This is a genomic window from Xanthomonas prunicola (genome assembly GCF_002846205.1).
Classification (GTDB): domain Bacteria; phylum Pseudomonadota; class Gammaproteobacteria; order Xanthomonadales; family Xanthomonadaceae; genus Xanthomonas; species Xanthomonas prunicola.
In genome coordinates, this window is the sequence record NZ_PHKV01000010.1 from 76,807 (window position 1) to 103,618 (window position 26,812).

The following is a 26,812-nucleotide window of genomic DNA, read 5'->3' on the forward strand; positions in this document are numbered from 1 at the left end:
GCGCCGCTTCGCGCAGCGCGCGCGCGTGATCGTCCAGCCTGCTGTGCGCTGCAACGAAGACAGCAACAGCTGTTCGTTGGCAGCGAGCAGATCGGTATGCAGCGCAGACGGCAATTGCCCTTTCAGGCTAGCCAGATCCTGATGTAGATGTCGCAGCTGCGTCCTGACGCTGCGCGTCTGCCGCCGCAACTCCGACAGCTCGCGCCTGGCGAGGTCCGTGTCGGCATTGCAGGGCGGCCGCTCCATGTTCATCCGCCCTCGGCGGCGGCCGGCTGGCGCGTGGACCTGCCACTGAGCAGGCCTTGCTGCTGCAATAACGGCGCATCGAGATGCAGGCCGGCCTGATCGATATGATATTCACGCAGCTCGTGCGAATGGGCGCTGGCCCGGACCTTGACCACCGCCAGGATGCGCCGCAGCCGGCTGTCCCCTTCGACATAGCGTTGCACGATGATCGCATCGGTCATGAATGCCGTCGCGTAGGGGCTGAACCGCAGATCGGTATAACGGTCCTCCAGTTCGGAGGTCATCACCACGGTCACGCCGGTGCCGGCCAGGGCCACCACCAAGTGCGACAGGGATTCGCGGAAGTCTTCGCGGAAAGTCGGTGCCAGCGCCAGTTCGAATGCGGACAGCGAATCGATCACCACGCGAGTGGCGCCCAATCGGTCGATTTCCTGCAAGAGCAGCGCCAGGATCTCGGAGATCGACAGGTCCGGCGCACGACTGTCCACCACCCCTACCTGACCGCTGGCGATCAGCGCCGACAGCGCCGGCATGCGCGAACGTGGGCCATGCTGTTCGAAGCGCGCCAGCACCCCGGTTTCGCCCTTGCGGGCACCTTCGATCAGAAACGCCGCTGCCAGCAAGCTTTTGCCCGACCCGGACGGTCCGGCCACCAGCAGCGAATAGCCTTGCGGCAACCCGCCACCGAGCATCGCATCGAGCCCGGCGATTCCCATGCCCAGGCGGGGTGCGAGGCGCATCGGCAGTTCGTCCTGGCGGCCGGCACTGGGGATCGGCGCGAACACGCGCAGGCCTGCACTGTCGATGCGGAAGCTGTGCAAGCCGGGCAGGGACGGCCTTCCGCGCATCTTCATGACCTCCAGCTTGCGCACCATCGAGTTGCGCTGCACGCTCTGACGCAGCCAGATCAATCCGTCGGCGACGGTAAACACCGGGTTGGCATCGGTCTCCACGAAGTACTCGCCGATCAGGAAGGTGGTCGCTTGCCAGCTGGTCATCAGCATGCCCAGCTGCTGCACGAAGCGCTGCAGGTTGTTGTGCAAGTTGCCGTCGGCGTTGCTGGCCAGCACCACCGACCGGAACGAATCCACGAGCACCATCGCCGGCCGATGCGCCTGCACCTCGGCCACGATGCGCACCAGCACCTGGTCCAGGTCGCCGGCCAGGGTTTCTTCGGACAGATTGATGAAATGGATCGCGCTGCTGATCGCCTCGGCATCGAAGAAGTCGAACTGCTGCTGGTAACGCAGCATCTTCAAGGGCGGCTCGCCCAGCACGGTGAAATACAGTGCAGGGCGCTCGGGCGTCGCCAATGCGAACATCAGCTGATGCGCCAGCGTGGTCTTGCCGCATCCAGGTGGGCCGGCGATGAGATTGAACGAGAACTCGGGCAATCCTCCACCCAACACCTCATCGAGCCCGGGCACTCCGGTCTGCAGGCAGTGGATGGCGACTTTGCTGCTCATGGAATGTCCTGCGCGGGAATCCCGCTGGAAAAGGTGACCCAGACCGAGCGCAACAACCGCTCGGTCAAGGCTGGGCCGATCATGCTGACCAGCACCACATGAAAGGTATGTACGAAGGCAGCGCCGCCAGCGGCAGCCATCTGCGCGCTCTGCTGGCTCAGCACGATGCCGACGGTCTCGACCGCGTTGCGGTCATCCGACGCCTCGACAGCGGCGAAGGCCTCGTACAGCCACGGAAAATCGTCCTTGGTCAGAAACAGCGCACGCTTGAACAACGCCGCGACACCGCGCGGTCCAAGGATGGGGGCCAGCACCTTGTCGATTTGCTGCAGCATCGCCACGACGGTGGATGCGATCGTCGATGCTTCAGCACCCACAGCGACCCGTCGTTAGAGAACCGCTAAGGCTGCGGCTAGTGCAGGATGATCCATGCCTATCCGCGGGACCTGCGTGAGTGTCGCTCCACTGTATACCTTTGCGGTGCCCGCAACCGGATGCGAACGATGCACCTGCATGAGCCTGCTTCCCACGTACTGCACGCGCCGCGTGCAACAGCACGTGCGCGTCTTCGTTCCCAATCACGCACGCCAGCCGACCTGATGCGCGGAATTCTTGGTCCGACCATGCGACGTAACGTTGGCCGACACCAGTCTTCTTCGTGACTAGCCGGCGGCCGGGACACTCGCACACTTGCGCAATCAATGGGCGGCGCGCGCATGCCTGGCCGCCGCAAGCATCCGACCATCGGACGTGTCCTCTGCGAAAACGGCATGCATGCACGATGGATGCGCATCGAGGGCTGCCACCGGATAGCAGGCCAACCCACTGCGACCTGCCTGCTGCAACTGGTGCGTGCGGCAGTGCGGTTCGCGTAGGCAGACGCATCGATTGCGCCGACCTCACCGCCTGCCCTGCGCCGCCTACAGTTTGCGGCCAGCGTCCGCGTGCCTGATGCCCTGCTGCCGCAATGCGCGGGCGATGATTCTCAGTAGGTCGCGTTCGCAGTGCGCGCCTGCAGCCGCACCCTGCAGGCGCTGATCCACCCGGCCTATAGCCGGCACTGCGCATCCTCCACGCCGGGCACGCGCTCCCACTGCCAGGTGTCCACCTGCTCGCCGCGTGGCAGATAGTCCACGTCGAACTCATTGTCATCGCGACGCAGGCGCAAGTGCAGGTGCTCGGTCTGGTTGCCCTGGATTCCATCCTGCGGCACCGGCCGCACAATTTCATCGCCGTTGCGCACACCCGCCCGGGCGGCAGCGGAGTCTGCTATCAGGCCACGCACGACACGTTTGGGCTCGGCCAGCACCGCCGGCTCGAATCCCAGCACATACCGCCGTAGCGGCTTGCTGGTGCGGCGAAAGCACGGCCCGAACGCGTCCGATGCCGGCAGCGGCGCAGTCCCGGCCAGGAAGGCGTGGAAGTCCTGCACCGCCGTGTCGCCCAGCTCTGCTTTCAACAAGGCCTCCCAATCGGCCTGGGTTGCCTCGCGCTGCTGCCCGATCGCCAGCAACGCACGCAACAGGTCATCCAGCGAACGCCTGCCCTGCGATCGCTTGCGCAGCGCATCGTTGACCGTGGCCAGATACAACATGCCGCGGTCGTAGGCGAGCGTGCGGATACGGGTGTCCTTCCAGAATCCCTCGTCGATGCGCGCGTTCGGCAGATTTCCCAGCGCATTGGTGTAGTAACGCGCTGCGGTGATGTTGAGGGAATCCAGAAACTGCTGTGGGGTGAGCAAACCGAATCGCAACGGCAGCAGCGCCTCGTAAAACACCGCCGAGCCTTCGCTGAACCAGGTCGTGGACTCGGCCGCGTGCTGGGCAAGGCGCGGCTGGTAGGTATGGAACATCTCATGCGACAAGGTGATCTTGATCAGGTCCAGATCTGCCCCGTCACCTTCGCCATAGGTGGTGACGAAGGACTGGTTCAATGCGGTTCCGCCGCCGGCATTGACCGGGTTGTAGCGCAGGAAGATCGTGTAGGGCCCGGACTCGCGCTGCGGAAACGCCAGCTCGAACTGGTCGTGCAGCTTGCCCACCCACGCGGACAAGGCATTCGCGTCGAAGGGAGGTTGCCCCTGCCAGGCGACCGAAAACCTGTCCGCACGCGGCACGCCTGGCCAGTGTCCGATCTGCCCGGCCATGAAGAACAGCCCGGACAGACCACCGCTACCGATCTCCCCGACCCGCACATCGCCCTCGCCGAACGAGCTCACGCCCTTGGCACCGTCGGGCAGATGCGACAGATCCCAATCGATGTTCAGGAGGTAGGTCTGCCGCTTCGGGGGCACCACCAAAAACACACTGGCCGCCGCAGAAAATGCCTGGTCATCGTTGCGGAACGCGATCGGCGGTGCCGGGCCGCGCGGAGGCCGCGTCGCATTGGCAGGCACCCGGTAGCGCAAGGTCAGCGGGCCGCTGAGCGCACGTGGCGCAGTCCACACGCGCAACGGCTGATCCTCGCTTTCTTCCGCAGTGGAGGCGCGTGCTGCAAGTTGTACCGTGCCCTGCGCATCGCTCGCCTCGATGGAGGCAATGCTTTCGGCAGCGGTATCGACATTGACCGCCATCATCGGCAGGTACACGACGATCTCGTCGCGCGCGATGGTGGCCGTCGCAAAGCGCAGACGCACCTCCAGCGTGTTCACCTCACCCTTGTCCGCATAGGGAACAAGTTGCAGGTCCAGGGCGACCGGTGCAGGGACAACCGGCGCCGGCCTGGCCAGCGCGCCGGCTGCCACGGTGGTGAGTAGGAACAGCAGGGACCGGGGAGTGTTCATGGGGTGCGCATTCTGGGTTGGCCGATCATGCCGCCGGTCGCGCCCGCCTGCCAGGATGCCGAGGGTCATGACGCCTGCGGCGCTTGCGGCAGACGGTGGCGGCTGTCTGAGCCCGCTCGGCGCCAGATTCAGGCACCGGGCGGTCACCTGCGCAACGATTGCCGTCTCACCGCCGCTGCCCGGACGCGCAACCCATCGGCTTGTCATGCCGGCGTTGGATGCCAGGTTTCAGGTACCTTCACACTCTTGCCGGTCATCGGCAAAGCACATTCGACGCCCCGCGCAATGCGTCCGCGTCTGCGCTGGCGGACCCGCTGAGTGCTAAGGAAGTTATGCCGTGTGGCGATCTGCCCAGCACTGCTCACTCCTGCCGACCCATCGGCCGCCATGCACGAGGCAGCGCCTGGCTCCTGCGGCTAGATCGCGTGGTGAGCGGCGCCTAGCGGGATGCGGTATACGCCAGCAACAGCACCAACGGGTCTTCCCCGGTTTGCTGTAACGCATGCGTGCTGCCCGGCCGCGTCAGCAGCGCGTCGCCTGCAGCGACCTCGTACTGCTTGCCATCCAGCGCATACAGGCCGCGGCCGCTGACGATGTAATAGATCTCGTCCTTGTCGTGCAGATGCAGGCCGATGCCAGCCCCTTTGGGCAGCACGCGTTTGCGCAGCACGAATTTCAACTCTGGTGCGTCGGCGAAGAACGGATACGCCGTGGTCGGGCCGGCGCCACCATGCGGGCCGGGTTGTTCGCGGGCGAGATCGCGCTCGTGCACCACCAGCGAGGGATGTGCCTGTGCAGCGCGTTGCGTAGCAGTGTCGGACGCGGCACCGCAATCGGCGTCGCGGCGCAACTGCGGCTTCAGTGCTGGCTGCAGCTGCAACCAGCCGTGCACCACCAAGCAGGCGATCGCGGTGGCGCCGGCATGGCTGAAGTGGGTGCCGTCTGCCTTGTTCTGTTCGGGCACGAACAGGAAATACGGCTTGGCCGCCTGTTCGCCGAGCGCACGAATCCAGTCGCTGGAACTGGCGTTGAGATCGATCAGGCCGACATGTTCTTCGGCAGCCAGTTGCTGCATGGCCAGGGTGTAGCGGCCATGCGTGTCGAGCAACGCGCCGAAGTCGTACACCAACCGGGCGGTCGGGGTGATCAGGATGGGCGTGGCCCCCTGATCACGCGCAACGGCGATATAGCGGCGCAGAAACTGCACGTAGTCGGTCGTTGGGTCGGTGTAGCGCGTGGGATCTTCGCGCTTGGCGTCGTTGTGGCCAAACTGGATCAGCAACACATCGCCGCGTTGCACTTCTTTTGCGATGGCGTCCAGGCGTCCTTCGGCGATGAAACTGCGGGTACTGCGGCCGCCTTTGGCGTGGTTGTGCACTTGCCACTGCGCCGGGTCGAACCAGTCCTGCAGCATCTGGCCCCAACCGGCCTGTGGAGCGCGCTCGGCGGCGTATTCGGCGGCGGTGGAATCGCCGGCGATCAAGATGCGCTGTGGAGCGGCGTGGGCGATGCCGGTGCACAGCAACAGCATGGCGATGAGCAGTCGATGCATGAGGGGCTCCGCTGAGTGAGCGTGCTGTTGCCTGGTGGTGTTGCGGTTTGCGAGACGGTGCTGACGCATGAAGCGCGTGCGTGGTCTTGGGCGAGGGATTGCGCTTCGCGCGCCACCTGGGCTCAGCAGAGCGACGCGTTGATGCTGCTGGTGAGCGATGCAACGCCTCTGGCCCTTCGCCCAATGGCTAGCCGCGCGCGCCTCACCGCCTGGGTTGGCTGTCTTCCGAAGTACCTTCCCCCCCCGCTCCACGCCTTGCAGCGTGGGCGCTCAAAGGCAGGCGCACCGATGGCGCTAGCCCTGCCTTTTCGCCCCGCCGGGAGAGGGCTACATGCGTGCAAGCGTGTTGCCTGCGTGCGCGTAGTGGCACCCTCAGTAACAGAGGCGTCAAACGTCAACGTTGCCGGATCAAGCCATGCCCCTGATGAAACGCCCTTCTCCATCAGGGGCCCACGCGGCCTTGTATGCAGCTCAGACAAGATCTACTGCATCGCGGTACTGGCGCATGCCTGCTCCTTCAACAGGATGAGGCATGCGCGTGCAGCATTACTCAGGCAGCAGCGGCTTCGGTCTTGCCCAGCAGGCCGGCGACGAAGCTGCGGATCTCCGCATCCTGCGCGTTGTCGAAGAAGCACTGCTGGAAGCGCTCGCCACCGATGGCCTGCTTGACCAGCTCCGGGTCGATGGCGCGCAGGCCGTCGAGGTAGGACTTGGCGGTGGCCTGCTTGACCTGGGTCAGGATGCCGGCGTTGGCGGCCTGCGATTCGCGACGCTCGGCCGGGTAACCCAGGCCGCGCTCGCCGCTGAAGGCTTTTTCGAAGATGTAGCGCACGTTGATTTCCGCGCCCCAGCCGTAGCCCTTGGCGAACGCCAGCGACAGCGCGTTGCCATTGTTGACCTGGGCGAACAGGTAGGCGTCGGTCGGCTCGATGCAGTAACCGCAGAACACACCCGGATGCGCATTGAGCGACATCATCGCGCCCTGGCCGGTGCCGCAGCCGGCAACGACGAAGTCCACGGCCTTGGAGTTCAGCAGCAGGCTGGCGACGATGCCCAGGTGGATGTAGGTCAGGCGGTGGTCGTTGTCGCCGTCCATGCCGACGTTGAACACGTTGTGGCCCTGCTCGCCGGCGACGTCGTTGAGCTGCTGCAGGATCACCGGGTTCTTGGCGGCCTGACTAAACTCGTTCATGAGTGCGATTTTCATGGGAATGCTCCGATTGGTTGGGGAAGTTTTTTTTAAGAAGGACTTTCTAAACAGCGGTGAACAGCGTGTGCTTGGTTGCCGATCTTTCCAGTGCGAGCGCGTTGTTCGTTGATGCGACCAACGCGCGGATGCAGGACAGAAAGCAGATGACTTGGCAGGCAGCATGCGTCTGATCGATGTGCGTGTTGACCGACCCTCGTCCGCCCTGTGGGCACCTTCTCCCGCGCGCGGGAGAAGGACGTGGCATCGCGGGATACCAGGGGCGGCTGCACGCGTCGGACGGTGCACGCCATCGCCGTGCGATCTGGATCAGCGCGCCAGCCAGCCGCCGTCGACCGGAATGATCGCGCCGTTGACGTAGTCCGAGGCGCTGCTGGCCAGGAACACCGCGGTGCCGCCGAGGTCGGCCGGCACGCCCCAGCGCGCGGCCGGGATGCGGTCCAGGATGGCCTTGTTGCGGTCCTGGTCGGCTCGCAGCTGGGCGGTGTTGTCGGTCGCCATGTAGCCCGGCGCGATGGCGTTGGTGGTCACGCCCTTGCTGGCCCATTCGTTGGCCAGCAGACGGGTGATGCCGGCGATGCCCGACTTGCTGGCGGTGTAGGAGGGCACGCGGATGCCGCCCTGGAACGACAGCATCGAGGCGATGTTGATGATCTTGCCGCGGCCCTGCGCGATGAAATGCCGGCCGGCGGCCTGCGCCATGAAGAACGCCGACTTGAGGTTGACGTTGAGCACGTCGTCCCAGTCCTGCTCGCTGAAATCCACCGCGTCGGTGCGCCGGATCAGACCGGCGTTGTTGACCAGGATGTCCAACCCGCCCAGGCCGGCGATGGTCTCGTCGACGATGCGCTGCACCGGCTCGATGCTGATCAGGTTGGCTTCGATGGCGATGAAGCGACGGCCCAGCGCCTTGACCTTTTCTTCGGTCTCGGTGGGCGCCGGAATGCCGGCGGCGGCGATGTCGGCGCCGGCCTCGGCCAATGCCAGCGCAATGCCCTGGCCCAAGCCGGTGTTGGCACCGGTGACCAGTGCGACCTTGCCTTCGAGACTGAACGGATTGCTCATTACCTTATCGCTCCTGCTGGGTGTGCCACGTTGTGATGAGTGAGCCGCGCTGGGCGCGGCAGAGTGCGTTGATGTGGTTTGAACTGCTGCACCGCCACCGCCCGAGATGGGGCGCGCCGACGGTGCCGGTGCCGGCCTGGGCGCAGGCGTCACCGAAGCGAACGGTGTGCTGGAACCGGGCTTACTTGAGCTGGCAGATGTCCAGCACATGCATGTCGGTGTAGTCGAGGTTTTCGCCGCCCATCGCCCAGATGAAGGCGTAGTTGCTGGTGCCGGCGCCCATGTGGATGGACCACGGCGGCGAAACCACCGCTTCGTTGTTCTGGATCACGATATGGCGCTGCGCATCGGGCTCGCCCATGAAGTGATACACGCGGTCGTTGGCACCGAGGTCGAAGTAGAAATACACCTCGCTGCGGCGATCGTGCAGATGCGGCGGCATGGTGTTCCAGACGCTGCCGGGCTTGAGCACGGTCAGGCCGAGCAACAGCTGCGACGACTGGCAGGTGGCCGGCACGATGTACTGGTAAATGGTGCGCTCGTTGCTGGTTTCCAGCGCGCCACGCTCCAGTGCCACCGCATCCTTGATCGAGAGCTGCTTGGTTTCGAAGCGCGCGTGCGCTGGCGTGGACGCGAGATAGAACCTGGCCGGGTTGGCGGCATCGTCCGAGGCGAAGCTGACATCGGCGCTGCCCATCGCCACGTACAGGCCATCCTTCGGCCCCAGCGTGTAGGCAGTGCCGTCCACGGTCACCGTGCCGGTGCCGGCGCCGACGTTGAGAATGCCTAGTTCGCGGCGCTCCAGAAACGGATGCCCGGCGGCCGAGGCCGGCTCGGTCTGTTTGGGGAGGTCCAGCGTCTTGCCCAGCGGCGCGGCACCACCGAGCACGAAGCGCTCGTAGTGGGTGTATTTGAGGGTCACCGCATCGTCGACGAACAGGCCATCGAGCAGATAGAGCTCGCGCAGGTCGTCGTTGCTGGCGCCCTTGATGGCGTCGGGATGGGTGGCGTAGTGCGTTTTGCAGTACAGGGACATGGCACATCTCCGAGGCAAGCGAGGGGGAACATGGGCTTGCACTGGGCTAGTCTAACGGCTCTGGTTAACCGGTGTCATTGCGCAGTGCACGATAGTGGTTTCGGTGGTCCGGCGGCCTCGTCCCTGGTCCCGTCGGGAGAAGGTGGCGCACAAGCACCGCATGAGCATGCGAGGCCACGCGCTGTGGTGGGGTGCGCGGCTTGCGTGGCGAGGGGTCCTACTGCGTTTCCAGCGCATGCCTAAGTTGTACTCAGATGGCTGTCTGCCGCCGTGCCCTCACCCCAACCCCCGCTCCGCGCCCCGGCCCGCGCTTGCGGCGCGGGCGCTCCAAGGCACGCGCGCCAGTGGCGCGCAAGCCGTGCCTTCTCGCCCCGCAGGCGGGAGAGGGGCTTCACGGCAGCGCTCGGCGGACTGCCTTCCCTCACCCGCGACTGCCTTCCCCCGCCTGCCACTGGCTTCCCCTACCTGCGACTGCCTTCCCCCGCCCGCGGGGGAAGGTGCCCGAAGGGCGGATGGGGGCCCGCCGTGGGCCGATCAAGCCAGCTGTTCTCACCCTGCTGGGCACAACGCCCTGCAAGGTGGAGCGGAGTGTTGGGTGCGCGGCTTGAGCGGTGAGGGGTGTCCTGGCGCGTTTCCAGCGCATGTCTACGTTGTGCTCAGATCGCTGTCTGCCAGCGTGCCCTCACCCCAACCCCCGCTCCGCGCCCCGGCCCGCGCTTGCGGCGCGGGCGCTCCAAGGCACGCGCGCCCGTGGCGCGCAAGCCGTGCCTTCTCGCCCCGCAGGCGGGAGAGGGGCTTCACGGCAGCGATGGCGGACTGCCTTCCCCCGCCTGCCACTGGCTTCCCCTACCTGCCACTGCCTTCCCCCGCCCGCGGGGGAAGGTGCCCGAAGGGCGGATGGGGGCCCGCCGTGGGCCGATCAAGCCAGCTGTTCCCACCCTGACCGGCACAACGCCCTGCAAGGTGGCCCGCAAGTCCCGCGCCGCGTGGGGTCGCGGCGCGCGGTGCTCAATCTTCCGGCGGTTGGCAGGAATCTCTGACGATCAAGTGCGGGCGCACGCTGGCGGTGGGCAGCTGCGGGGCATTGTCGGGCTGGATCAGCATCGCCGCGGCAGTGCGGCCGGTGTCGCGGGTATGGCGGCGCACCGAGGTCAGCGGCGGCCACAGGCGCGAGGCCAGCGAGCTGTCGTCGTAGCCGATCACCGAGAGCTGGCGCGGGATGTTGATGCCGGCGCGCAGGGCGACCTTGTAGATACCGGCGGCCATTTCGTCGTTACCGGTGAAGATGGCGGTGGGGCGCTTCTTGCCCAGCAGCAGCTTTTCGGCGGCGGCCACGCCCGATTCAAAGGTGTAGCCGGCTTCGACGATGCGCTCGGGCGGCAGTTCGATGCCGCGCCGGGTCAGCGCGTCGGCAAAGCCGGAGGTGCGCTCGATCGAGGAGCGGTAGGCGCTGGGGCCGGTGACCAGGGCGATGTCGCGGTGGCCGAGCGAGAGCAGGTAATCGGCCGCTTCCGCGGCGCCGTCGCGGTCGTGGGTGATGACCGTCTGCGAGGTGGTGTCCAGCGCGATCGAGGCGATGCGGGTGTAGCGGCAGCCGATCTCGGCCAGCATGTCGGCCAGCGCCTGGTCCTCGGAGGCGCGCGGCACCAGGATCACCCCGTGCAGCTTCTGCGCCTGCGCAAACCGGCGCACGCCTTCGATGTAGCCGGGGCTGCGGCTGTCGCAGGGGTGCACCACCAGCTCGAAACTGGAACCGCGCAGCGCGTCCAGCGCGCCGTACTGCATGTCCACGATGTACTGCGCGGTGGGGTTGTCGTAGACCATGCCGATCAGGAACGAGCGCCGGAACGCCAGCCCGCGCGCCAGCGGGTCGGGCGCGTAGCCGACCTCGCGCATCAGCGCCTCGACCTTCTCGCGGGTGTCCTGCCGCACCAGCGGCGAATTGTTGATGATCCGCGAGACGGTCTTCTTGGACACGCCCGACATTCGCGCAATGTCGTTGATCGTCGCAACCTTGCCCTTCGGCAGGCCAGGTATTCCTTCTTCAGGCATCTTGCGGGCGGGCATAGCGGTCAACCAGTGAAGTTGATTGGATTCTACCGGCCCCTGGGGCAGTAGACCTGAGCGACGCCTGCCGCTGCACCGGATCCGCCAGGTCGGGCCTGCCACAACAGGCAGCGCCACGACATGCCCGCCGATGCAGAACGGTCAGTCCAGGGCGCGGTAGCGGAAGTTGCGGAATTCCACCTGGCCCGCGCCGGCGGCGTACAGCGCCGGCTTCAGGGCCAGGAACTTGCCGGCCACGTTGTGGTGGTAACCGGACACTTCCATCTGCACCGGGTACTTGGTCCAGGTGGTGCCGTCGGTGCTGCTGTGGATGGTGACGATGTGGCGATCGTTGGTGACCCGCAGCCACAGGGTGCCACCGGTCGCACTGGAGGCCAGCGTGCCGGGGCGTTCCTCGCCGTAGCGGTGCATGACGAAATTCTCGCCATTGCTGCCCACGCCGGCGTAGAGCTTGTCGCTGTAGAACAGCAGCGCCCCGCCCTGCCCGCCCGGCGCCACGGTCATCTGCACCTCGAACTGGTAGGCCGGGTCGGTGGCGATCACCGTCAGCGGCGAGGCATCGCGCGGCGCGCTGCCCTTGCCTTGCAGGCGCAACACGCCATCGCCGACCTGCAGGCGCTTGGCCTCGTCGGCGGCCGGGTTGAAGAAGGCCCACTGCGGGCCCAGCGTGGCGGCGCGGAAATCATCCGACAGCGCCAGACCGTGGGCCAGTGCCTGGCCGCTGGGCTTCTTCAGCGGGGTGCCCAGATCGCCGCCCTTGGCGACGAACCAGCCGTCCGGGGTCCATTCGATCGGGTCCAGCAGGGCCTGCCGGCCCAGGGTCCAGAAGCCGTGCTCGTAACCGTGATACAGCATCCACCAGCGTGTATCGGTGCCTTCCACCAGGGTGGCGTGGCCACGCGACCACCACGGCTCGTCGGCGCTCTTGGTGCGGGTGATCGGGTTGTTGGGCGCGTTCTGCCAGGGGCCGTGGATGGAGCGCGAGCGCGCGGTGATCACCATGTGCCCGGTCGGCGGGCCGGCGGTGCCGCCGACGGCGGTGGTCATGTAGTACCAGCCATTATGGCGGGTGATCTTGGGGCCTTCCTGCGCGTAGCCTTCCACGTCCCAGCTTTCCGGGTATTTCCAGCCGTCATAGACATGCCTGGGCGTGCCGACCACCTTGAGGCCGTCGTCGGAGAGCTGCACGTAATCGCCGCCGCTCAGGAACAGATAGCGCTTGCCGTCCTCGCCCACCGCGTGGCCGGGGTCGATGTACTTGCCCAGGCCGATATCGATCGGGGCGCTCCACGGGCCGGTGATGTCGTCGGCCCAGACCACGAAGTTGCTGCGCTCGCCCTGGTCGCCGCGCCGTGCCGGGAAATAGATGTAGTAGCGCTTGCCGTGCTTGATCAGGTCTGGCGCCCAGACCGCGCCGACGTTCTGGGTGATGGCATGGCCCAGCGGCTGCCAGTTGACCAGATCGCGCGAGTGCCAGATCGGCAGACCCGGATACGCATCGAACGAGGACAGCGTGAGGTAATAGTCATCGCCATCCTTGAGCACCGACGGGTCGGGATGGTCGCCGGCCAGCACCGGATTGAGAAAGGTGCCATTGCCCTGGTCGGCAATGCGCTGGTGTTCGATACCACGCTTCCAGTCCGCCGCAGCGCTCACGCCTGCGCACAGCAGCAATCCGCCGGCAAGCAGCCAACGCCATCGGGATGAAGCGGTACGCACACGCATGCTCTCTCCTCATCCCGGATGCCGGGCTTTACCACGACCGGCGGTCAATGCCACCGGTTAACCAGATGCGGCAGAACACTCCCTCCGACAGCGATGCCTGACGCATTCGCAAGGCACCACAGGTGGATGGCAGACGATCGATACGACGCGACACGCCGTACCGATCACCCGCCTGCCAATCACGCAGTCGCTGGAGTCCTCAGGCGCGCAGCGCGTGAGGCAACCACAGCGACAATTCGGGGAAAAACGCCACGATCAACAGCACGCACAGCGCCGCCAGCCAGAACGGCCAGATGGTGCGCATGCTTTGCGCGATGGTGATCTGCCCGATGGAGGTCCCGATGAACAGCACCGAGCCGATCGGCGGGGTGATCAGGCCGATCCCGCCGGCCAGCACCATCACCAGGCCGAAGTGGATCGGGTCGATGCCGTAGGCCTTGACCACCGGCAGGAAGATCGGCGTGCAGATCAGGATCTTCGGTGCCAGATCCATGAACATGCCCAGCAACAGCAGCATCACCACGATCATCAGCAGCACCGTGTTCTTGCTGTCGGCGATGGCCTGCAGGAACTTCACCGCCGCCGCCGGCACCTGCAGGTAGGCCAGCAACCAGCCGAACACTGCCGCAGTGGCGATCACGAACAGGATCACGCCGGTGGTGCGTGCGGCATGCGTGACGGCGGCGAAGAACTCGGCCCAGCGCAACTGGCGATACAGCAGCGCGGTGACGATCAACGCGTAGACCACGGCGATCGCCGCGCTCTCCACCGCAGTGAAAATGCCCGCACGGATACCGATGAAGATCAACGCCACCAGGCCCAGGCCCGGCAATGCGCCGAATAGGCGCAAGGCCACCGCGCGCCAGCCCGGGAACGGCTCGGTACCGTAGCCACGGTGGCGCGCCACCGCATAGCCGGTGACCATCATCGCGGCGGTCATCAGCAGCGCCGGCACGATGCCGGCCGCAAACAGATCGGCAATCGACAGGCCGCCACCGGCCGCTGCCGAGAACAGGATCAGGTTGTGCGAAGGCGGTACCAGCAACGCCACCAGGGCGGCGGTCATGCTCACGTTCACTGCGTAATCGCGGTCGTAACCGCGCTTGATCATCTGCGGAATCATGGTGCCGCCGACTGCCGAGACATCGGCAATCGCCGAACCGGAGACGCCGCCGAAGAACAGCGACGACAGCACGCTGACCTGACCCAGACCGCCGCGCACGCGCCCCACCAGCGAGGACGCCAGCGCGATCAGGCGCTCGGAAATGCCACCGCGCAACATCAACTCGCCGGCAAAGATGAACAACGGAATCGCAATCAGCGATGCCGAGCCGCTGCCGGCGGAAATCTGCTGCACCAGCACCACCGTGGGCAGGTCCAGATACAGCAGCGTGGCCAGTGCCGCCGCGCCCAAGGCGTAAGCCACCGGCACGCCGATCAGCAGCAGCACCACGAAGGTTCCCAACAACATGGCGATGCCCATCAGCGCACTCCTCCGACATGGACCGGGCGCAGCACACGCCACAACTTGAACAGGGCGAACAGCACCATCAGCGCACCGCCGATCGACAGCGGCAGGTAGTTGATGCTCTGCGGCATCTGCGCGCCGGCCATCTTGATATCCAGCCCATCGATCAGCAGCGCCGCGCTCCACCACGCCAGCACTGCACCGATGGACATGATCATCAGCGGGCGAATCACTTCGAAAATCTTGCGCACCAGCGGCGGCACGTGTTCGCCCAGCAGGTAGAAACCGAAGTGACGGTTGGTATGCACGCCGGCGGCGGCGCCCAGGCTCAGGGCGGTGCTCAGCAGGAGCAACGTCACCGGCTCGGTCCAGCTGGGCGAATCGTTGAGGACGTAGCGGGTGAACACCTGCCAGCCCTGCACGACCACCAGGCCCAGCAGCGCCAGCGATGCCACGCCAACTGCGATATCGGACACGCGGTCCAGCGCGCGCTGCAACGGCGCGACCGGGACGGCGAGGGTCTCGGGTTCGGTCATCGGGTCACCTCTATGCGAAATCGCGGATGCGGCGGTACAGCGCTTCGATCTCCGGCTGCTTGCGGTATTCGGCCAGCAGCGGGGCGGCGGCGGCACGGAACGCCGGCATGTCGACCTGGTTGAGCTTCACGCCGTAGTCGATCACCTGTTTGCGCGCGATCGTCTCGGAGGCATCCCACAAGTTGCGCATCACCGGCACCGACGCGCGCGCCAGTTCCACCACCAGGCCGCGGTCGGCCGGGCGCAGCGATTCGAAGCTCTTGCGCGACATCACCAGGATGTCCGGCGCGTAGGAATGCTCGCTCTGCGACCAGTAGTGCGCGGCTTCGAAATGCCGGCTGGACTGGAAGCTGCGCATGTTGTTTTCCGCACCGTCGATCATGTGCGTTTCCATCGCCGAGAACGTTTCGCCCAGCGACATCGGGGTGGGGTTGGCGCCCAGCATGCGCATCAACTTGAGGAAGATGTCCGACGAGGCCACCCGCAGTTTCAGGCCCCTGAGATCGTCCGGGCGGTGCAGCGGATGCTTGGTGTTATAGAAGCAGCGCGCGCCCGAATCGTAGATGGCAAGACCGACCAGATCGCGCTGCTCGAAGCTGCGCAACACGCTGTCGCCCACATGCCCGTCGATGGCGCGACGCAGATGCGGCACCGAGTCGAACACATACGGCAGGCATAACGCTTGAGTGAGCGGAAAGGTGTTGTTCAACGCGCCCGAATACACCCGGGTGATGTCGATGGCGCCAAAGCGCGCCATGTCGATCGCCTCCGACTCGCGGCCCAGTTGGCCGGAGTGGTATTGGCGCAGCTTGAGCCGGCCGTTGGTGCGTTCTTCGAGCTGCTTGCCGAACCAGCGCACCGCTTCCACGGTGGGATAGTCGCCAACGTGCACGTCGGTGGCGGTCAGCAACTGCCCGCCGGGGATCGGCGTGGTGGCGCCGGCACCCAACCAGGGGCCAGCGGCGGCGGCGCCGAGTCCAGCACCGAGAAAATCTCTGCGTGTGATCATTGGCGCCCTCCCAAGCGTCTGGTCACGGGGACCGCCGTTAACTGGCGGACACAGCCGTACAAGAAATATCGCCGATGCCGGCGAAGCGAATCAGGGCACGCTGCCCCACTTCGATGTCATGGATACCGGTGGCATTGCCGGTGGCAATGAGATCACCCCGCTTGAGCGGACGCCCGCGCTGTGCCGAACGGCTGAGCGCAAATGCGTAGGCAGCGCGCAGGCCGCCTGGCAGTGTGGTGGCCCCGCCAGTGCCGACCACCTGGTCGTCGATCAGGGTTTGGACAGTCAGCGCCGCCTCGTCGCGCGCCAGCCAATCGGTCACTTCCGGCCCCAGAATCAAGCCGTTGTTGTTGCCGAAGTCGGAAATCACCACGCGCGGACCCAGCTGATTGATCGTCGCCAGCGGGCTGCTGGCGATTTCCACACCGATGAATAGCGTGGCCGGCAGCTGCGCAGCCTGCTCCGGGGTGAAGTGGGTTTGCTCGGCCGGGGCATCGGCGCCGAGCATCAGCACATATTCGGCTTCCACCGCGCCGAAGCCGCCAACAAAGACCGGAAACTCGGTTGTTCCACCGGTAGCATTCCAGAGCTTCTGGGCGAAGATCGGGCCCAGCAGACGCTCGTCGCCGGAAGCGTCCCGGCGCTCGGCGGCGATATACCCCACCTTCCAGCCGACGACCTGGTCGTGCCACTGGCTGATGGCGATGTCCTGCACCTGGTAGGCGGTGACCAGATCGTCGGGGATTTGCCCGGGAAAGTCAGGCAGCGATGCCCCTGCACGGCGTGCTTCCACAAAGCGCTGGGCGATGGCGGACAGCGTGGATGTGGACGATGGCGGAGTGGCGGCGTCGTTGCTCAAGGGTGTCTCCCCGATAGGTGTTTTGTTGCACTGCCAATCGACAGCGGCACGGTGTGCTGTATATGGTAAACCGGTGTCATTGGCAATGTGCACTGCGGCAATTGTGGCCGCCGTGACGAAGTGGCCCTGGGAGGGGTGAATGAAACAGACACGCCACATGCGCGTTTTTGCTGCGTTTTCGCGTGCCGCACGGCGCGGCTTGGCCATGCTGTTGTTCGGCACGCTGGCCGGCACGGCGCAGGCCGCCGAGCGGCCCAGCGCCGACACCGCCGCCGAACAGGCTAGCCGGATCGCGCTGTGGCCCACGCCCTTGGCCCCGGGTGACACGGCGTTGCCGCAACCGCAACGCATCGTCGAGCGCAGCAGCGATCCAGCGCAGCCGGATCGCTACATCCAGCAGGTCAGTGCGCCGTATCTGGTGGTCTACCGGCCCAAACAGCCCAACGGCACCGCCCTGCTGGTGACGCCCGGCGGCGGCTACCAGCGCATCGTGCTGGACAACGAGGGCAGCGCGCTGGTGCCCGGCTTTGTCGACACTGCCGGCATCACCTTGTTCGTGCTGCGCTACCGGCTGCCCGGCGAAGGCCATCCCAATGGGGCCGACGTGCCGCTGGCAGATGCGCAACGTGCCTTGCGACTGATCCGCGCCAACGCGGCGCGCTATGGCATCGATGCGCAGCGCGTGGGCGTGATGGGCTTTTCGGCCGGCGGCCATGTCGCCGCCAGCCTGGGCACGCGCTATGCCGCGCAGGTGTATCCGCACGTCGATGCGGCCGATGCGCTGAGCGCGCGCCCGGACTTTCAGTTGCTGATCTACCCGGTCATCGACATGGACGGCGCCAACGCGCATATGGGCTCGCGCGAACGCCTGATCGGCAATGCTCCGAGCCAGGCGCTGGTACAGGCCTATTCGCCGCAACTGCATGTAGATGCACGCACGCCGCCCACCTTTCTATTGCATGCGCAGGACGACACCGTGGTGTCGGTGCGCAACAGCCTGCTGATGCACAACGCGCTACTGCGCGCCGGGGTGCCGAGCGAGCTGCATGTGTTCCCACAGGGCGGCCATGGCTTCGGCACTGCCAGCGGCACCGGTCTTACCGTGGCCGCATGGCCGCAGCTGGCGCAAGCCTGGATCGCGCATGTCACCAAACCGCAGACGCCCGCATATAAATCTGCACCGCTACCTGCACCCGCAAAGGGGGTGACGCGATGACAACGCAAGGCGCCCCTGACACGCGACGCCGCATCCTGCTACGCGGTGGCCTGCTCGTCACTGCTGCGGCAGCCCTCCCCGGCTTCGCTGTTGCGCGCATGCCCCCACCGCCACGCGACGACGGCACGCCGCTGGCACGCGTGCGTAGCGGCGCGCTGCGCGGTTACCGCGAGCAGGGCATCTGCGTATTCAAGGGCATTCCGTATGGCGGCGACACCGCCGCGCGACGCTTCCAGGCACCGCTGCAGGAAACGCCATGGCAGGACGTGCGCGATGCCAGCCAGTTCGGCGCGGCCGCGCCACAGCTCAAGGCTAGCGAGCCCACCAGTGAGGACTGCCTGTTCCTCAATGTGTGGACGCCCGGCCTACGCGATGGCGGCAAGCGGCCAGTGGTGTTCTATCTCCATGGTGGCGGCTACACCACCGGCTCCGGCAGCGACCCGCTTTACGATGGCGTGCGCCTGTGCAAGCGCGGCGACGTGGTGGTGGTCACCGTCAATCACCGGCTCAATCTGTTTGGCTATCTGTCGTTGGCGCAGTTGGGCGATGCCAGTTTTGCCGACTCCGGCAATGCCGGGCAGCTGGATCTGATCCAGGCGCTGCACTGGGTGCGCCAACATGCGGCCGAATTCGGCGGCGATGCCGGCAATGTCACCGTGTTCGGTCAGTCCGGTGGCGGCGCCAAGATTGCCACGCTGATGGCCATGCCCGCCGCACGCGGCCTGTTCCATCGCGCCTGGACCATGAGTGGGCAACAGGTCACCGTGGCAGGGCCGCGTGCGGCCACCCAGCGCACGCAACTGCTGCTGGATGCGTTGAAAATTTCGCCAAGTCAGATCGCACGTATGCGCATGCTGCCGGTGGCCCAGCTGCTGGCCGCCGCGCAAGTCCGCGACCCGTCGCGGGTGGAAAACAACGCACTGTATTTCGGCCCGGTGCTGGATGCGCGCAACGTGCCGGTGCATCCGTTCTGGCCCACCGCGCCGCTGCAGTCGGCGACGATTCCGATGGTGATCGGCAATACGCGCGATGAAACACGCGGCTTTCTCGGCAACGATACGAAGAATTTCGCGTTGAGTTGGGACGAGTTGCCGGCCAAGCTGGAAGCGCAGCAATACGTGGATCTGTTGGCACAGGTGGTCATTGCCGAATACCGGCGGCTCTATCCGCAGTACACGCCGTCGCAGGTATTCTTCGCGGCGACCACCGCCGGTCGCTCATGGCGCGGCGCTATCGAAGAGGCCGAAGCACGTGCCCGTCAGGGCGCGCCCACCTGGGCCTACCAACTCGATTGGAGCTCGCCGCTGGAGGGCGGCAAATTCGGCGCCTTCCATACCCTGGATATTCCGCTGGTGTTCGACACCATCGGCCAGCCCGGCTCCCGCACTGGCGACAGCGCCGATGCGCAGCGCATGGCCGACCAGATGAGCGCTGCCTTGATCGCGTTCGCGCGGCATGGCGACCCCAATCATCGCGGTGCCCCACGCTGGCGGCGGTACTCGTTGCAACGCCGCGAGACGTTGCTGTTCGATGTGCCGAGCCGGATGGCGAACGACCCGCGCGGTGGCGAACGTCGGCTGTATCAGCAAGCGCCATTCATTCAACGCGGCACGTTCTGAGCGCTTGCCGTGTCGAGCTGACGACGGGAAGGGCGGGCGCCATCCGCGTGCGGACCGCGCCCGCTCAATCGCAGGGCCGCAGCGATCCAGACGTACTCGTGCGCCTGCCACGCTCCACCCGCAATCGCCCGGCAGTGTCGATTGGATCCTGAGGTGATCCATGCGTCGCGACGCCGTTGCCCCATCGCTGCTGCTGACTGCGCTGGCAGTGGCATGCCTTCCGTTCGCTGATGCCGCCGCTGCGGCGCTGGTCGACTCGCCGCTCGTCTCCGGGGCAGCTACCACCAGCAGCTCCAGCAGCAACGCGCCGGCCGCGACAGCTGCGTTTGCCGCCAGCAAGATCGTGCTGGTGGGCGATTCCACCACGGCGGTGCAAGGCGGCTGGGGCCCGAGCGTCTGCGCGCAGCATGTGACCTCGTTCCTGAGCGGCCTCAACCTGGCGCGCGGGGGGCGCAGCACCTCGACCTATCGCGCCGAAGGGTCGTGGGACATCGCGCTCAAGGAACTGCGCAGCGGCGGTTATCGCCAGGTGGTGGTGTTGATCCAGTTCGGCCACAACGATCAACCGGGCAAACCGGGGCGTTCGACGGACCTGGCGACCGAATTCCCGACCAATCTGCGCCGCTACGTGGCCGAGGCGCGTGCTGCCGGTGCCGTGCCGGGCTGGTAACGCTGTTGACGCGGCGGCAGTTCGAGGCCGGCCAGTTGGTGGACGACCTGGGCCCAGGCCACGCGTGCGGTGGCGCGCGAACTGCAGGTGCCGTTGGTGGACCTGCATGCGCGCAGCCGCGCCCTGGTGCAGGCCATGGGCCCGGTGTTGGCGATGCGGCTGGCGCAGCGCCCGGCCGAACCGGCGCAGATCGTTGCCGCGCAAGCGGGCACCGCCATCGGCAAGACGCCGGCGCAGACGGTGGCGCCATCCCCAGCGGCCATCGTGCAGGACAACGCCAGCACCGAGCCGATGGGCCAGGCCAAATTCGCATTCGACTACACGCATCTCGGCCCGGACGGAGCGGACCTGTTTGCCGCCATCGTGGCCGACGAACTGGCGCAGCAGCTGCCTGCGCTGCGGCCGTTGCTGATTGCCTAGGACCAAACCGGCAAGGGTCAAACCGGCATCTGCCAACAGACGCCCTCCCCGGACCGACCCGGCGTGTCGCTCAGCCGCTCAGCCGGTCAGGTCACCCGGTACGCCGTTCGCGACACCAGCACAACGCCCAGCCTAGCGCCCCGCCGATCAAGCCTCCCACCACGATGCCATGCGCGAAATGCTATGAGCCACCAGCGCACCGATCGCCATGCACGGCAGCGAGATCCCCGCCACCCAGCGGCGCTGCGCAAGGCTGCGCGCCTGCGCGGCACGCGTGCGCTCGCGCTGCAGCTGCGCAAGTGGCTCTGGCAGCATGAGGGCTTCGGCGATGGCATCGGCTTGCGTGCGATCCATGCAGGACGCGTCCTCGAGGTCGGTGATGGCACCCGCCGCGATGGCGGACTCTGCCGCGGAGTATCGATGCCCCCGGCGTGCTGCACAAGCAAGAAACAGAGCAATGGTGCACATGGCGATCGATACGCGGAGACATCCGCTCGCCGTCCAGGTGACGCCCGGCAAAGGGCCGGAACGTGCGCAGGTCCGTTCGTTGGCCCAGGACGTCCCACATGCGACCGGCGAAGCGATCAAGATTGCTTGTGTAGATCAGGGCTATGTCGGCCAGGCGCAGGCGGCAAAGGACGATGGCATCGGATTGCATGTGACCAAGCTGCAAGAAGCCAAGGAAGGCAGGCGATTTCTTGCTGCCGCGCCTCTGGGGTTGTCCAGCACAGCTTGGGATGGGTCAGTCGTTTCAGACGACTGCTACGCGACTGCGAGCGACTGCCCGAAACCTTGGTTGGCTTGCACGTCGTTGTCTTCAGGATACCCATGCTGGAAATGCAGCAACGCTCTTTCGACATTCATAAAACGCTCCCGGAAGGATCTGAGCAACGCACCCGTGAACTTTCAACCGATAACCGCGGCGACGACCGAGGCAATCTCCATCAAGCACGGTGTTGGTTTGTCAGCAAATCGAAGGCAGAGGTTCCTGATCGCGGCGCCTGCCAGGGTTTCACGCGGCGAACCGATGATTTTTCCTGGCAAATCCATCTTCGCCATCAACCCTCCCCGACCAGGGAATGGATCCCAAACCTGCAGTGCTACGGGAGACCGGAGAAACGCTGGTACACCCAGTAAAGCCTTGATGTCTCGGTGTCGTAGGCCAGGACATTAATTGCCTTTAAAGAAGCTGGAACGTTCGGACCAAGATCATCCGCTGGGTTCGACACCGAGGCGAAGAAAAAGCGCGAGGAATTGACTCCAGGGGCGACAGGACACCCCTGGAGGTCATCTGGCGGCATTTCGAATTTGAATACATGAAATTCATCATACGTGTCAGGACCTCGGTGCCAAATCCCGCGCGCCGCACGACTTTCCCAGAACGTGTCTGGAATACCCGCCACATCGACAGCGTACGAGTAGTACATGTCTCCGAAAAAGTAATCGGTTTTCCCGCAGACTTGCGGTATCCCGCGCAAGGACGTGACCTGCCCGAGTCCACTGCGCTGCAACTGTTCGTGCATGCTGACGATGGCATCAACGCGTTGCTGGAGTCCCAAGACCATCCACAGATGCACACCCGCTGCTGCGACGATCCCACATACCAGCACAAGACGCTTCAATAGTTTGATCAGATTGCGCATCGATCACCCCGAGAGTCGATGGCATTACCATCGCATGGCGGCGCCTGCCACGCTAGCGTCCGGGCTTTTCAGCGGCGTCGAATTGGCTGGCGCGGCTGCGCTTGCGTCGCAGACCGTTGCTTGCGCCTGCGCAAGCTCAGCATCTTCGGAATCGCACAGCGACAGACCGGCGGAACGTGCGCGTGCTGCCATGGCTCGCCACTGCGCCACTTGTTGCAATCGTCCATGGAATCAATGCGGTTCGAACACCTGCAATGCCGCGCGCGGTGGTCCATTCCCCAACCACAACGTTGCCACACTGATCGGCAACCTGAAACGACGCGGACCGGCACTACCCGGATTGATATACAGCACGCCATCGCGCGTCTGGATCGAGGGCTTGTGCGAATGCCCGCTGATGATGATATCTGCCGCCACACCCGGTGCCAGCGTTTTCAGATCGTGCAGCACATGCAGGCGCACGCCATCGATCAGCAGATCCAGCGTTTCCGGAAGCTGCGCTGCCCACGGCGTGTTATCGATATTGCCGGCGATCGCATGCACCGGTGCCAGCGCCTGCAGCGCGGCAAGAATCTCCGGCTTGCCCACATCGCCGGCATGGATGATGTGGTGGCAGCCATCGAGCGCAGCAAGCGCCTCGGGCCGCAACAGCCCGTGCGTGTCGGAAATCACACCGATCCGCGTGCCAGTGCCCATCTCGCCATTGCCTCGTTTGAGCACGACCACCTGGATGACCTACTGCGCTAGTCTCGACCTGGAGAAATCAACCGTGTCCCGGTCAAGTCGGGGTATCGGGATGCAATGGGTGCTGGCGCATGACCCAGTCTGTCAACGATGGCGTGATGCAGGACGTCATGCTGCCGCATCCGACCGGGCCAGGGGCCAGCTGCCCGGTGGGATGCGCAGGACGCGTCAACCGTGCGGCGTGAGCACGATGACGCCCAGCGGCGGCAGCAGCAGCGGCAACGACTGGGCGTGGCCATGCATGGATTGCTGCTCGGCGGTCACCACACCGCCGTTGCCCAGATTGGCACCGCCATAGACGGCCGCATCGCTGTTGAACACTTCGCGCCATTGCCCGCTCTGTGGCACGCCGATGCGATAGCCATGCTGTACGACCGGGGTGAAATTGATCACCACCAGCACCGGCGCATCACCGCGTTTGCCCTTGCGCAGGAACGCCACCACGCTATTGGCCGCGTCGTCACCGACCACCCAGGCGAAACCGGCCGGGTCGTCGTCCTGCGCGTGCAATGCGGGATATTCGGCGTACATCCGGTTCAGATCGCGCACCAGTGTCTGCACACCGCGATGGCGCGGGTCGTCGAGCAGATGCCAGGGGATGCCGCCGTCGTGATTCCATTCGGTGGGCTGACCGAATTCGCAGCCCATGAACAGCAACTTGCGTCCCGGGTGGGTGAACATGAAGCCCAGGTACGCGCGCAGATTGGCGAACCGCTGCCAATCGTCGCCCGGCATGCGGCCCAGCAACGAACCCTTGCCGTGCACCACTTCGTCATGCGAGATCGGCAGGACGAAGCGCTCCGAATACGCATAGACCATGCTGAAGGTCAGCTCGCCGTGGTGGTAGCGGCGGTAGATCGGGTCCAGCCCGGCGTAATGCAGGGTGTCGTGCATCCAGCCCATGTTCCACTTGTAGTGGAAGCCCAGGCCGCCGTGCGCCACATCGGCAGTGACGCCGGGAAACGCAGTGGATTCCTCGGCAATCATCACCGCACCCGGGGTGTGCTCGCGCACCACCTCGTTGAGCCGGCGCAGGAAGGCGATGGTTTCGTAGTTCTCGCGCCCGCCATGGATATTGGGCACCCACTCGCCGGCATTGCGGCTGTAGTCGCGGTACAGCATCGAGGCCACCGCATCCACGCGCAGGCCGTCGACATGGAACCGCTGCAGGAACTCCAGCGCGCTGGCGATCAGGAACCCGGACACCTCGCGGCGGCCGTGGTTGTAGATCAGCGTGTTCCAGTCGCGATGGAAGCCTTCGCGCGGGTCGGCGTGTTCGTACAGCGCGGTACCGTCGAAGTGCGCCAGGCCGTGCGCGTCGGTGGGAAAGTGCGCCGGTACCCAGTCCACGATCACGCCGATGCCTTCGCGGTGGCAGCGATCGACGAAGCGCGCAAAGCCATCCGGCGAGCCGAAGCGCGCGGTCGGTGCGAACAGGCCCAGCGGTTGATAGCCCCACGAGCCGCCGAACGGATGCTCGGTGACCGGCATCAACTCGACGTGGGTGAAGCCCATGTCGGCCACGTACGGAATCAGGCGGTCGGCCAGACCATCCCAATCCAGATCCACGCCTTCTTCGCGCAACCAGGAGCCTGCATGTATCTCGTAGATGCTCATCGGTGCGTCGTGCGCCTGGCGGCGTGCACGCGTGGCCATCCAGCCGTCGTCGCTCCACTGGTGCGGCGTGGGGTCGGCCACGATCGAGGCCGTGCCCGGCGCAAGCTCGGCGCGACGCGCGACCGGGTCCGCCTTGGCCGGCAGCTCATGGCCATGCGGGCCGCGCAGCTGGTACTTGTAATGCGCGCCGGGACCGACGTCGGGCACGAACAGCTCCCACACGCCGGACTGGTGCCGCAACCGCATCGGGTGGCGGCGTGCATCCCAACTATTGAAGTCGCCCACCACCGCCACGCGCGAGGCATTGGGTGCCCACACCGCAAAGCGTGTGCCGCGTACACCGTCCACCTCGACCACGTTCGCGCCCAGCGCGTCGGCCAGTTGCAGATGGTGGCCTTCGCTGATCAGGTGCAGGTCGAAGTCGCTCAGTTGTGGACCGAAGGCGTACGGGTCGGCAGTCTCCTGCTCGCCACCGGGCCAGCCAATGCGCAGCCGATACCTGCCCTGTGCCGGCAACTCACCGGCAAACAGACCCGGCTCCGGGCCAGCGTCCAGTTTCACCACCTGCCCGTCGTCGAGCATCGCACTGACGCGTTCGGCGCCAGGCAGATAGGTGCGCAACAGCCGCCCGGTGTCGGTCGGGTGCGCGCCCAATACGGCGAAGGCGTCGCCGTGGCGCGCCTCAGCCAGGGCGCGTATCACGCCGGGATCCCATCGATTACTCACTGCTGTCATTACTCCACTCATCATGTGTCTCCTGCACCGGCGCGTGCGCGTTGCAGGATGCGTCGCAAACCTTCGATCGGCACCATCAACCAGCCAGGGCGATTGGTGGCCTCATAACGCACTTCGTAGCAAGCCTTTTCCACCAGGAACAACAAGGTGGCTGCGTTGAACGCCGCCGGCGCAATCCACGGATGGGCGCTGGCGTCGAGCACGGCATGGTAAGCGTCCAGGAAGGCCTGTGTGGAGCGGCGGCGGAATTGCACCAGAAATTCGTCCAGATGCGTGTCCACACCCACACCCGCGCGGGCGGCGGTGCCCTCCTCCCCACGTGCCGACACTTCGCTGGCGTAATCGAGCGAACGCAGGAACCCGGCCACATCGCGTAACGGGCTGGCCTTGGCGCGACGCTCGGCCAGCGGCTTGGCCGGCTCGCCTTCGAAGTCGATCAACACCACATCGTCGAAGGCCACCAGGATCTGGCCCAGGTGGAAGTCGCCATGCACGCGCGTGAGTAACGAATCGGCCAACACGCGCGGCGCTTTCGCGAGCAAGGCATCCAGCTGCGGGCGCTCGGCCAGCACCGCTTCCAGCGCCTCGCGTTCGCCGCTGTCTTCGCTGCTGACCAGGCGCGCATTGACGGTGTCCCACATCTCTTCGACCTGGCGTCCCACACCGGCCACCACATCGTTGGCGGTGGGCAGATCGATCCGCTGCGGTGCGAAGTCCGCATCGTCCGTCTGCCGCGACAACGCTTCGTGCAACTCCGCCAGGCGCTTGCCGACCACCGCCGCAAACGCGTCGTAGCCGGCAATGGCTTCGGCGCGTGCTTCGTCGGTCTGCGCGGTGGCGTATTCGTCGAAGCTGCGGGCCAGATGGTCCAGCGTCCAGCGCCAGGCATCGCCTTGATTGCGGATGAAGCCCTGCAACAGCGCAATCGTGGTGAGGGTGCCCTGCCCGTCGACGCGGCTCACGCTGCCGAGCAGCGGCGCCGCGTTGGCGTAACCCAGCTCGGTCAGGCGGCGGCCGATTTCGATCTCCGGGTTCGCGCCGACCGCCACGTGCCGCAGCAGCTTGAACACGGCCTTGTCGGCGACCACCAGCGAGCTGTTGCTCTGTTCGGCCGACAACCAGCGGATGTC

General features: G+C 65.8%; 21 protein-coding genes and 1 pseudogene. 3 read left to right on the forward strand and 19 right to left on the reverse strand.

What is annotated here, in order from left to right:
• Positions 1-248: 248 nt before the first annotated feature.
• The 13 genes from XpruCFBP8353_RS20045 to XpruCFBP8353_RS20110 form a co-directional block, all read right to left on the reverse strand.
• Positions 249-1,712 carry an ATPase domain-containing protein gene (locus XpruCFBP8353_RS20045; RefSeq protein ID WP_101364802.1) on the reverse strand — a complete coding sequence of 488 codons (1,464 nt, stop codon included), beginning with the start codon at positions 1,710-1,712 and terminating at the stop codon, positions 249-251.
• Positions 1,709-2,047 carry a hypothetical protein gene (locus tag XpruCFBP8353_RS20050; RefSeq protein ID WP_244298189.1) on the reverse strand — a complete coding sequence of 113 codons (339 nt, stop codon included), beginning with the start codon at positions 2,045-2,047 and terminating at the stop codon, positions 1,709-1,711. The genes XpruCFBP8353_RS20045 and XpruCFBP8353_RS20050 overlap by 4 nt, the downstream gene beginning before the upstream one ends.
• A gap of 713 nt (positions 2,048-2,760) precedes the next feature.
• Entirely contained in the window at positions 2,761-4,494 is a 1,734-nt protein-coding gene (locus XpruCFBP8353_RS20055) for a M61 family metallopeptidase (RefSeq protein ID WP_101364824.1), read from the reverse strand.
• Positions 4,495-4,933: 439 nt separating this feature from the next.
• The gene (locus tag XpruCFBP8353_RS20060) at positions 4,934-6,046 is read right to left on the reverse strand and encodes a GDSL-type esterase/lipase family protein (RefSeq protein WP_162301132.1); all 1,113 of its coding nucleotides are present in this window, start codon (positions 6,044-6,046) and stop codon (positions 4,934-4,936) included.
• Positions 6,047-6,596: 550 nt separating this feature from the next.
• Positions 6,597-7,253, reverse strand: a complete 657-nt coding sequence (locus XpruCFBP8353_RS20065) for an RpiB/LacA/LacB family sugar-phosphate isomerase (RefSeq protein ID WP_101364803.1) — start codon at positions 7,251-7,253, stop codon at positions 6,597-6,599.
• A 309-nt stretch (positions 7,254-7,562) separates the two neighbouring features.
• Entirely contained in the window at positions 7,563-8,318 is a 756-nt protein-coding gene (gene kduD / locus XpruCFBP8353_RS20070; RefSeq protein WP_101364804.1) for a 2-dehydro-3-deoxy-D-gluconate 5-dehydrogenase KduD, read from the reverse strand.
• A gap of 181 nt (positions 8,319-8,499) precedes the next feature.
• The gene (kduI, locus tag XpruCFBP8353_RS20075; RefSeq protein WP_101364805.1) at positions 8,500-9,354 is read right to left on the reverse strand and encodes a 5-dehydro-4-deoxy-D-glucuronate isomerase; all 855 of its coding nucleotides are present in this window, start codon (positions 9,352-9,354) and stop codon (positions 8,500-8,502) included.
• Between the two features lie 1,008 nt (positions 9,355-10,362).
• Positions 10,363-11,421 (reverse strand): LacI family DNA-binding transcriptional regulator, encoded by a 1,059-nt coding sequence (locus XpruCFBP8353_RS20085; RefSeq protein WP_162301133.1) that lies wholly within the window; start codon positions 11,419-11,421, stop codon positions 10,363-10,365.
• A 141-nt stretch (positions 11,422-11,562) separates the two neighbouring features.
• Complete coding sequence (locus tag XpruCFBP8353_RS20090; RefSeq protein ID WP_101364808.1) at positions 11,563-13,146, reverse strand: family 43 glycosylhydrolase; 1,584 nt, start codon at positions 13,144-13,146, stop codon at positions 11,563-11,565.
• A 199-nt stretch (positions 13,147-13,345) separates the two neighbouring features.
• Positions 13,346-14,629 carry a TRAP transporter large permease gene (locus XpruCFBP8353_RS20095; protein WP_101364809.1) on the reverse strand — a complete coding sequence of 428 codons (1,284 nt, stop codon included), beginning with the start codon at positions 14,627-14,629 and terminating at the stop codon, positions 13,346-13,348.
• A complete protein-coding gene (locus XpruCFBP8353_RS20100) occupies positions 14,629-15,150 on the reverse strand; it encodes a TRAP transporter small permease (RefSeq protein ID WP_162301134.1) in 522 nt (173 codons plus the stop codon). The genes XpruCFBP8353_RS20095 and XpruCFBP8353_RS20100 overlap by 1 nt, the downstream gene beginning before the upstream one ends.
• A gap of 10 nt (positions 15,151-15,160) precedes the next feature.
• Positions 15,161-16,159 (reverse strand): TRAP transporter substrate-binding protein, encoded by a 999-nt coding sequence (locus XpruCFBP8353_RS20105; RefSeq protein ID WP_101364810.1) that lies wholly within the window; start codon positions 16,157-16,159, stop codon positions 15,161-15,163.
• Positions 16,160-16,196: 37 nt separating this feature from the next.
• The gene (locus XpruCFBP8353_RS20110; RefSeq protein WP_101364811.1) at positions 16,197-17,018 is read right to left on the reverse strand and encodes a 2-keto-4-pentenoate hydratase; all 822 of its coding nucleotides are present in this window, start codon (positions 17,016-17,018) and stop codon (positions 16,197-16,199) included.
• A gap of 139 nt (positions 17,019-17,157) precedes the next feature.
• On the opposite strand from XpruCFBP8353_RS20110, the gene XpruCFBP8353_RS20115 reads away from it, so the two are divergent.
• From XpruCFBP8353_RS20115 to XpruCFBP8353_RS20125, 3 genes and pseudogenes are all read left to right on the forward strand, one after another.
• A complete protein-coding gene (locus tag XpruCFBP8353_RS20115; RefSeq protein WP_101364812.1) occupies positions 17,158-18,234 on the forward strand; it encodes an alpha/beta hydrolase in 1,077 nt (358 codons plus the stop codon).
• Positions 18,231-19,853 carry a carboxylesterase/lipase family protein gene (locus XpruCFBP8353_RS20120; RefSeq protein ID WP_101364813.1) on the forward strand — a complete coding sequence of 541 codons (1,623 nt, stop codon included), beginning with the start codon at positions 18,231-18,233 and terminating at the stop codon, positions 19,851-19,853. The genes XpruCFBP8353_RS20115 and XpruCFBP8353_RS20120 overlap by 4 nt, the downstream gene beginning before the upstream one ends.
• A gap of 160 nt (positions 19,854-20,013) precedes the next feature.
• Positions 20,014-20,943: pseudogene (locus tag XpruCFBP8353_RS20125) on the forward strand (rhamnogalacturonan acetylesterase).
• A gap of 147 nt (positions 20,944-21,090) precedes the next feature.
• Here XpruCFBP8353_RS20125 and XpruCFBP8353_RS20130 read toward each other — a convergent pair.
• The 6 genes from XpruCFBP8353_RS20130 to XpruCFBP8353_RS20155 form a co-directional block, all read right to left on the reverse strand.
• Complete coding sequence (locus XpruCFBP8353_RS20130; RefSeq protein ID WP_243391169.1) at positions 21,091-21,297, reverse strand: hypothetical protein; 207 nt, start codon at positions 21,295-21,297, stop codon at positions 21,091-21,093.
• A 552-nt stretch (positions 21,298-21,849) separates the two neighbouring features.
• A complete protein-coding gene (locus XpruCFBP8353_RS23750; RefSeq protein WP_157935131.1) occupies positions 21,850-22,002 on the reverse strand; it encodes a hypothetical protein in 153 nt (50 codons plus the stop codon).
• Positions 22,003-22,043: 41 nt separating this feature from the next.
• The gene (locus tag XpruCFBP8353_RS20140) at positions 22,044-22,586 is read right to left on the reverse strand and encodes a hypothetical protein (RefSeq protein ID WP_101364814.1); all 543 of its coding nucleotides are present in this window, start codon (positions 22,584-22,586) and stop codon (positions 22,044-22,046) included.
• Between the two features lie 231 nt (positions 22,587-22,817).
• A complete protein-coding gene (locus XpruCFBP8353_RS20145; protein ID WP_101364815.1) occupies positions 22,818-23,312 on the reverse strand; it encodes a metallophosphoesterase family protein in 495 nt (164 codons plus the stop codon).
• A 186-nt stretch (positions 23,313-23,498) separates the two neighbouring features.
• Entirely contained in the window at positions 23,499-25,682 is a 2,184-nt protein-coding gene (gene glgB / locus XpruCFBP8353_RS20150; protein ID WP_101364816.1) for a 1,4-alpha-glucan branching protein GlgB, read from the reverse strand.
• Between the two features lie 11 nt (positions 25,683-25,693).
• The coding region (locus XpruCFBP8353_RS20155; protein WP_165789579.1) for a putative maltokinase at positions 25,694-26,812 on the reverse strand (1,119 nt) is incomplete at its 5' end.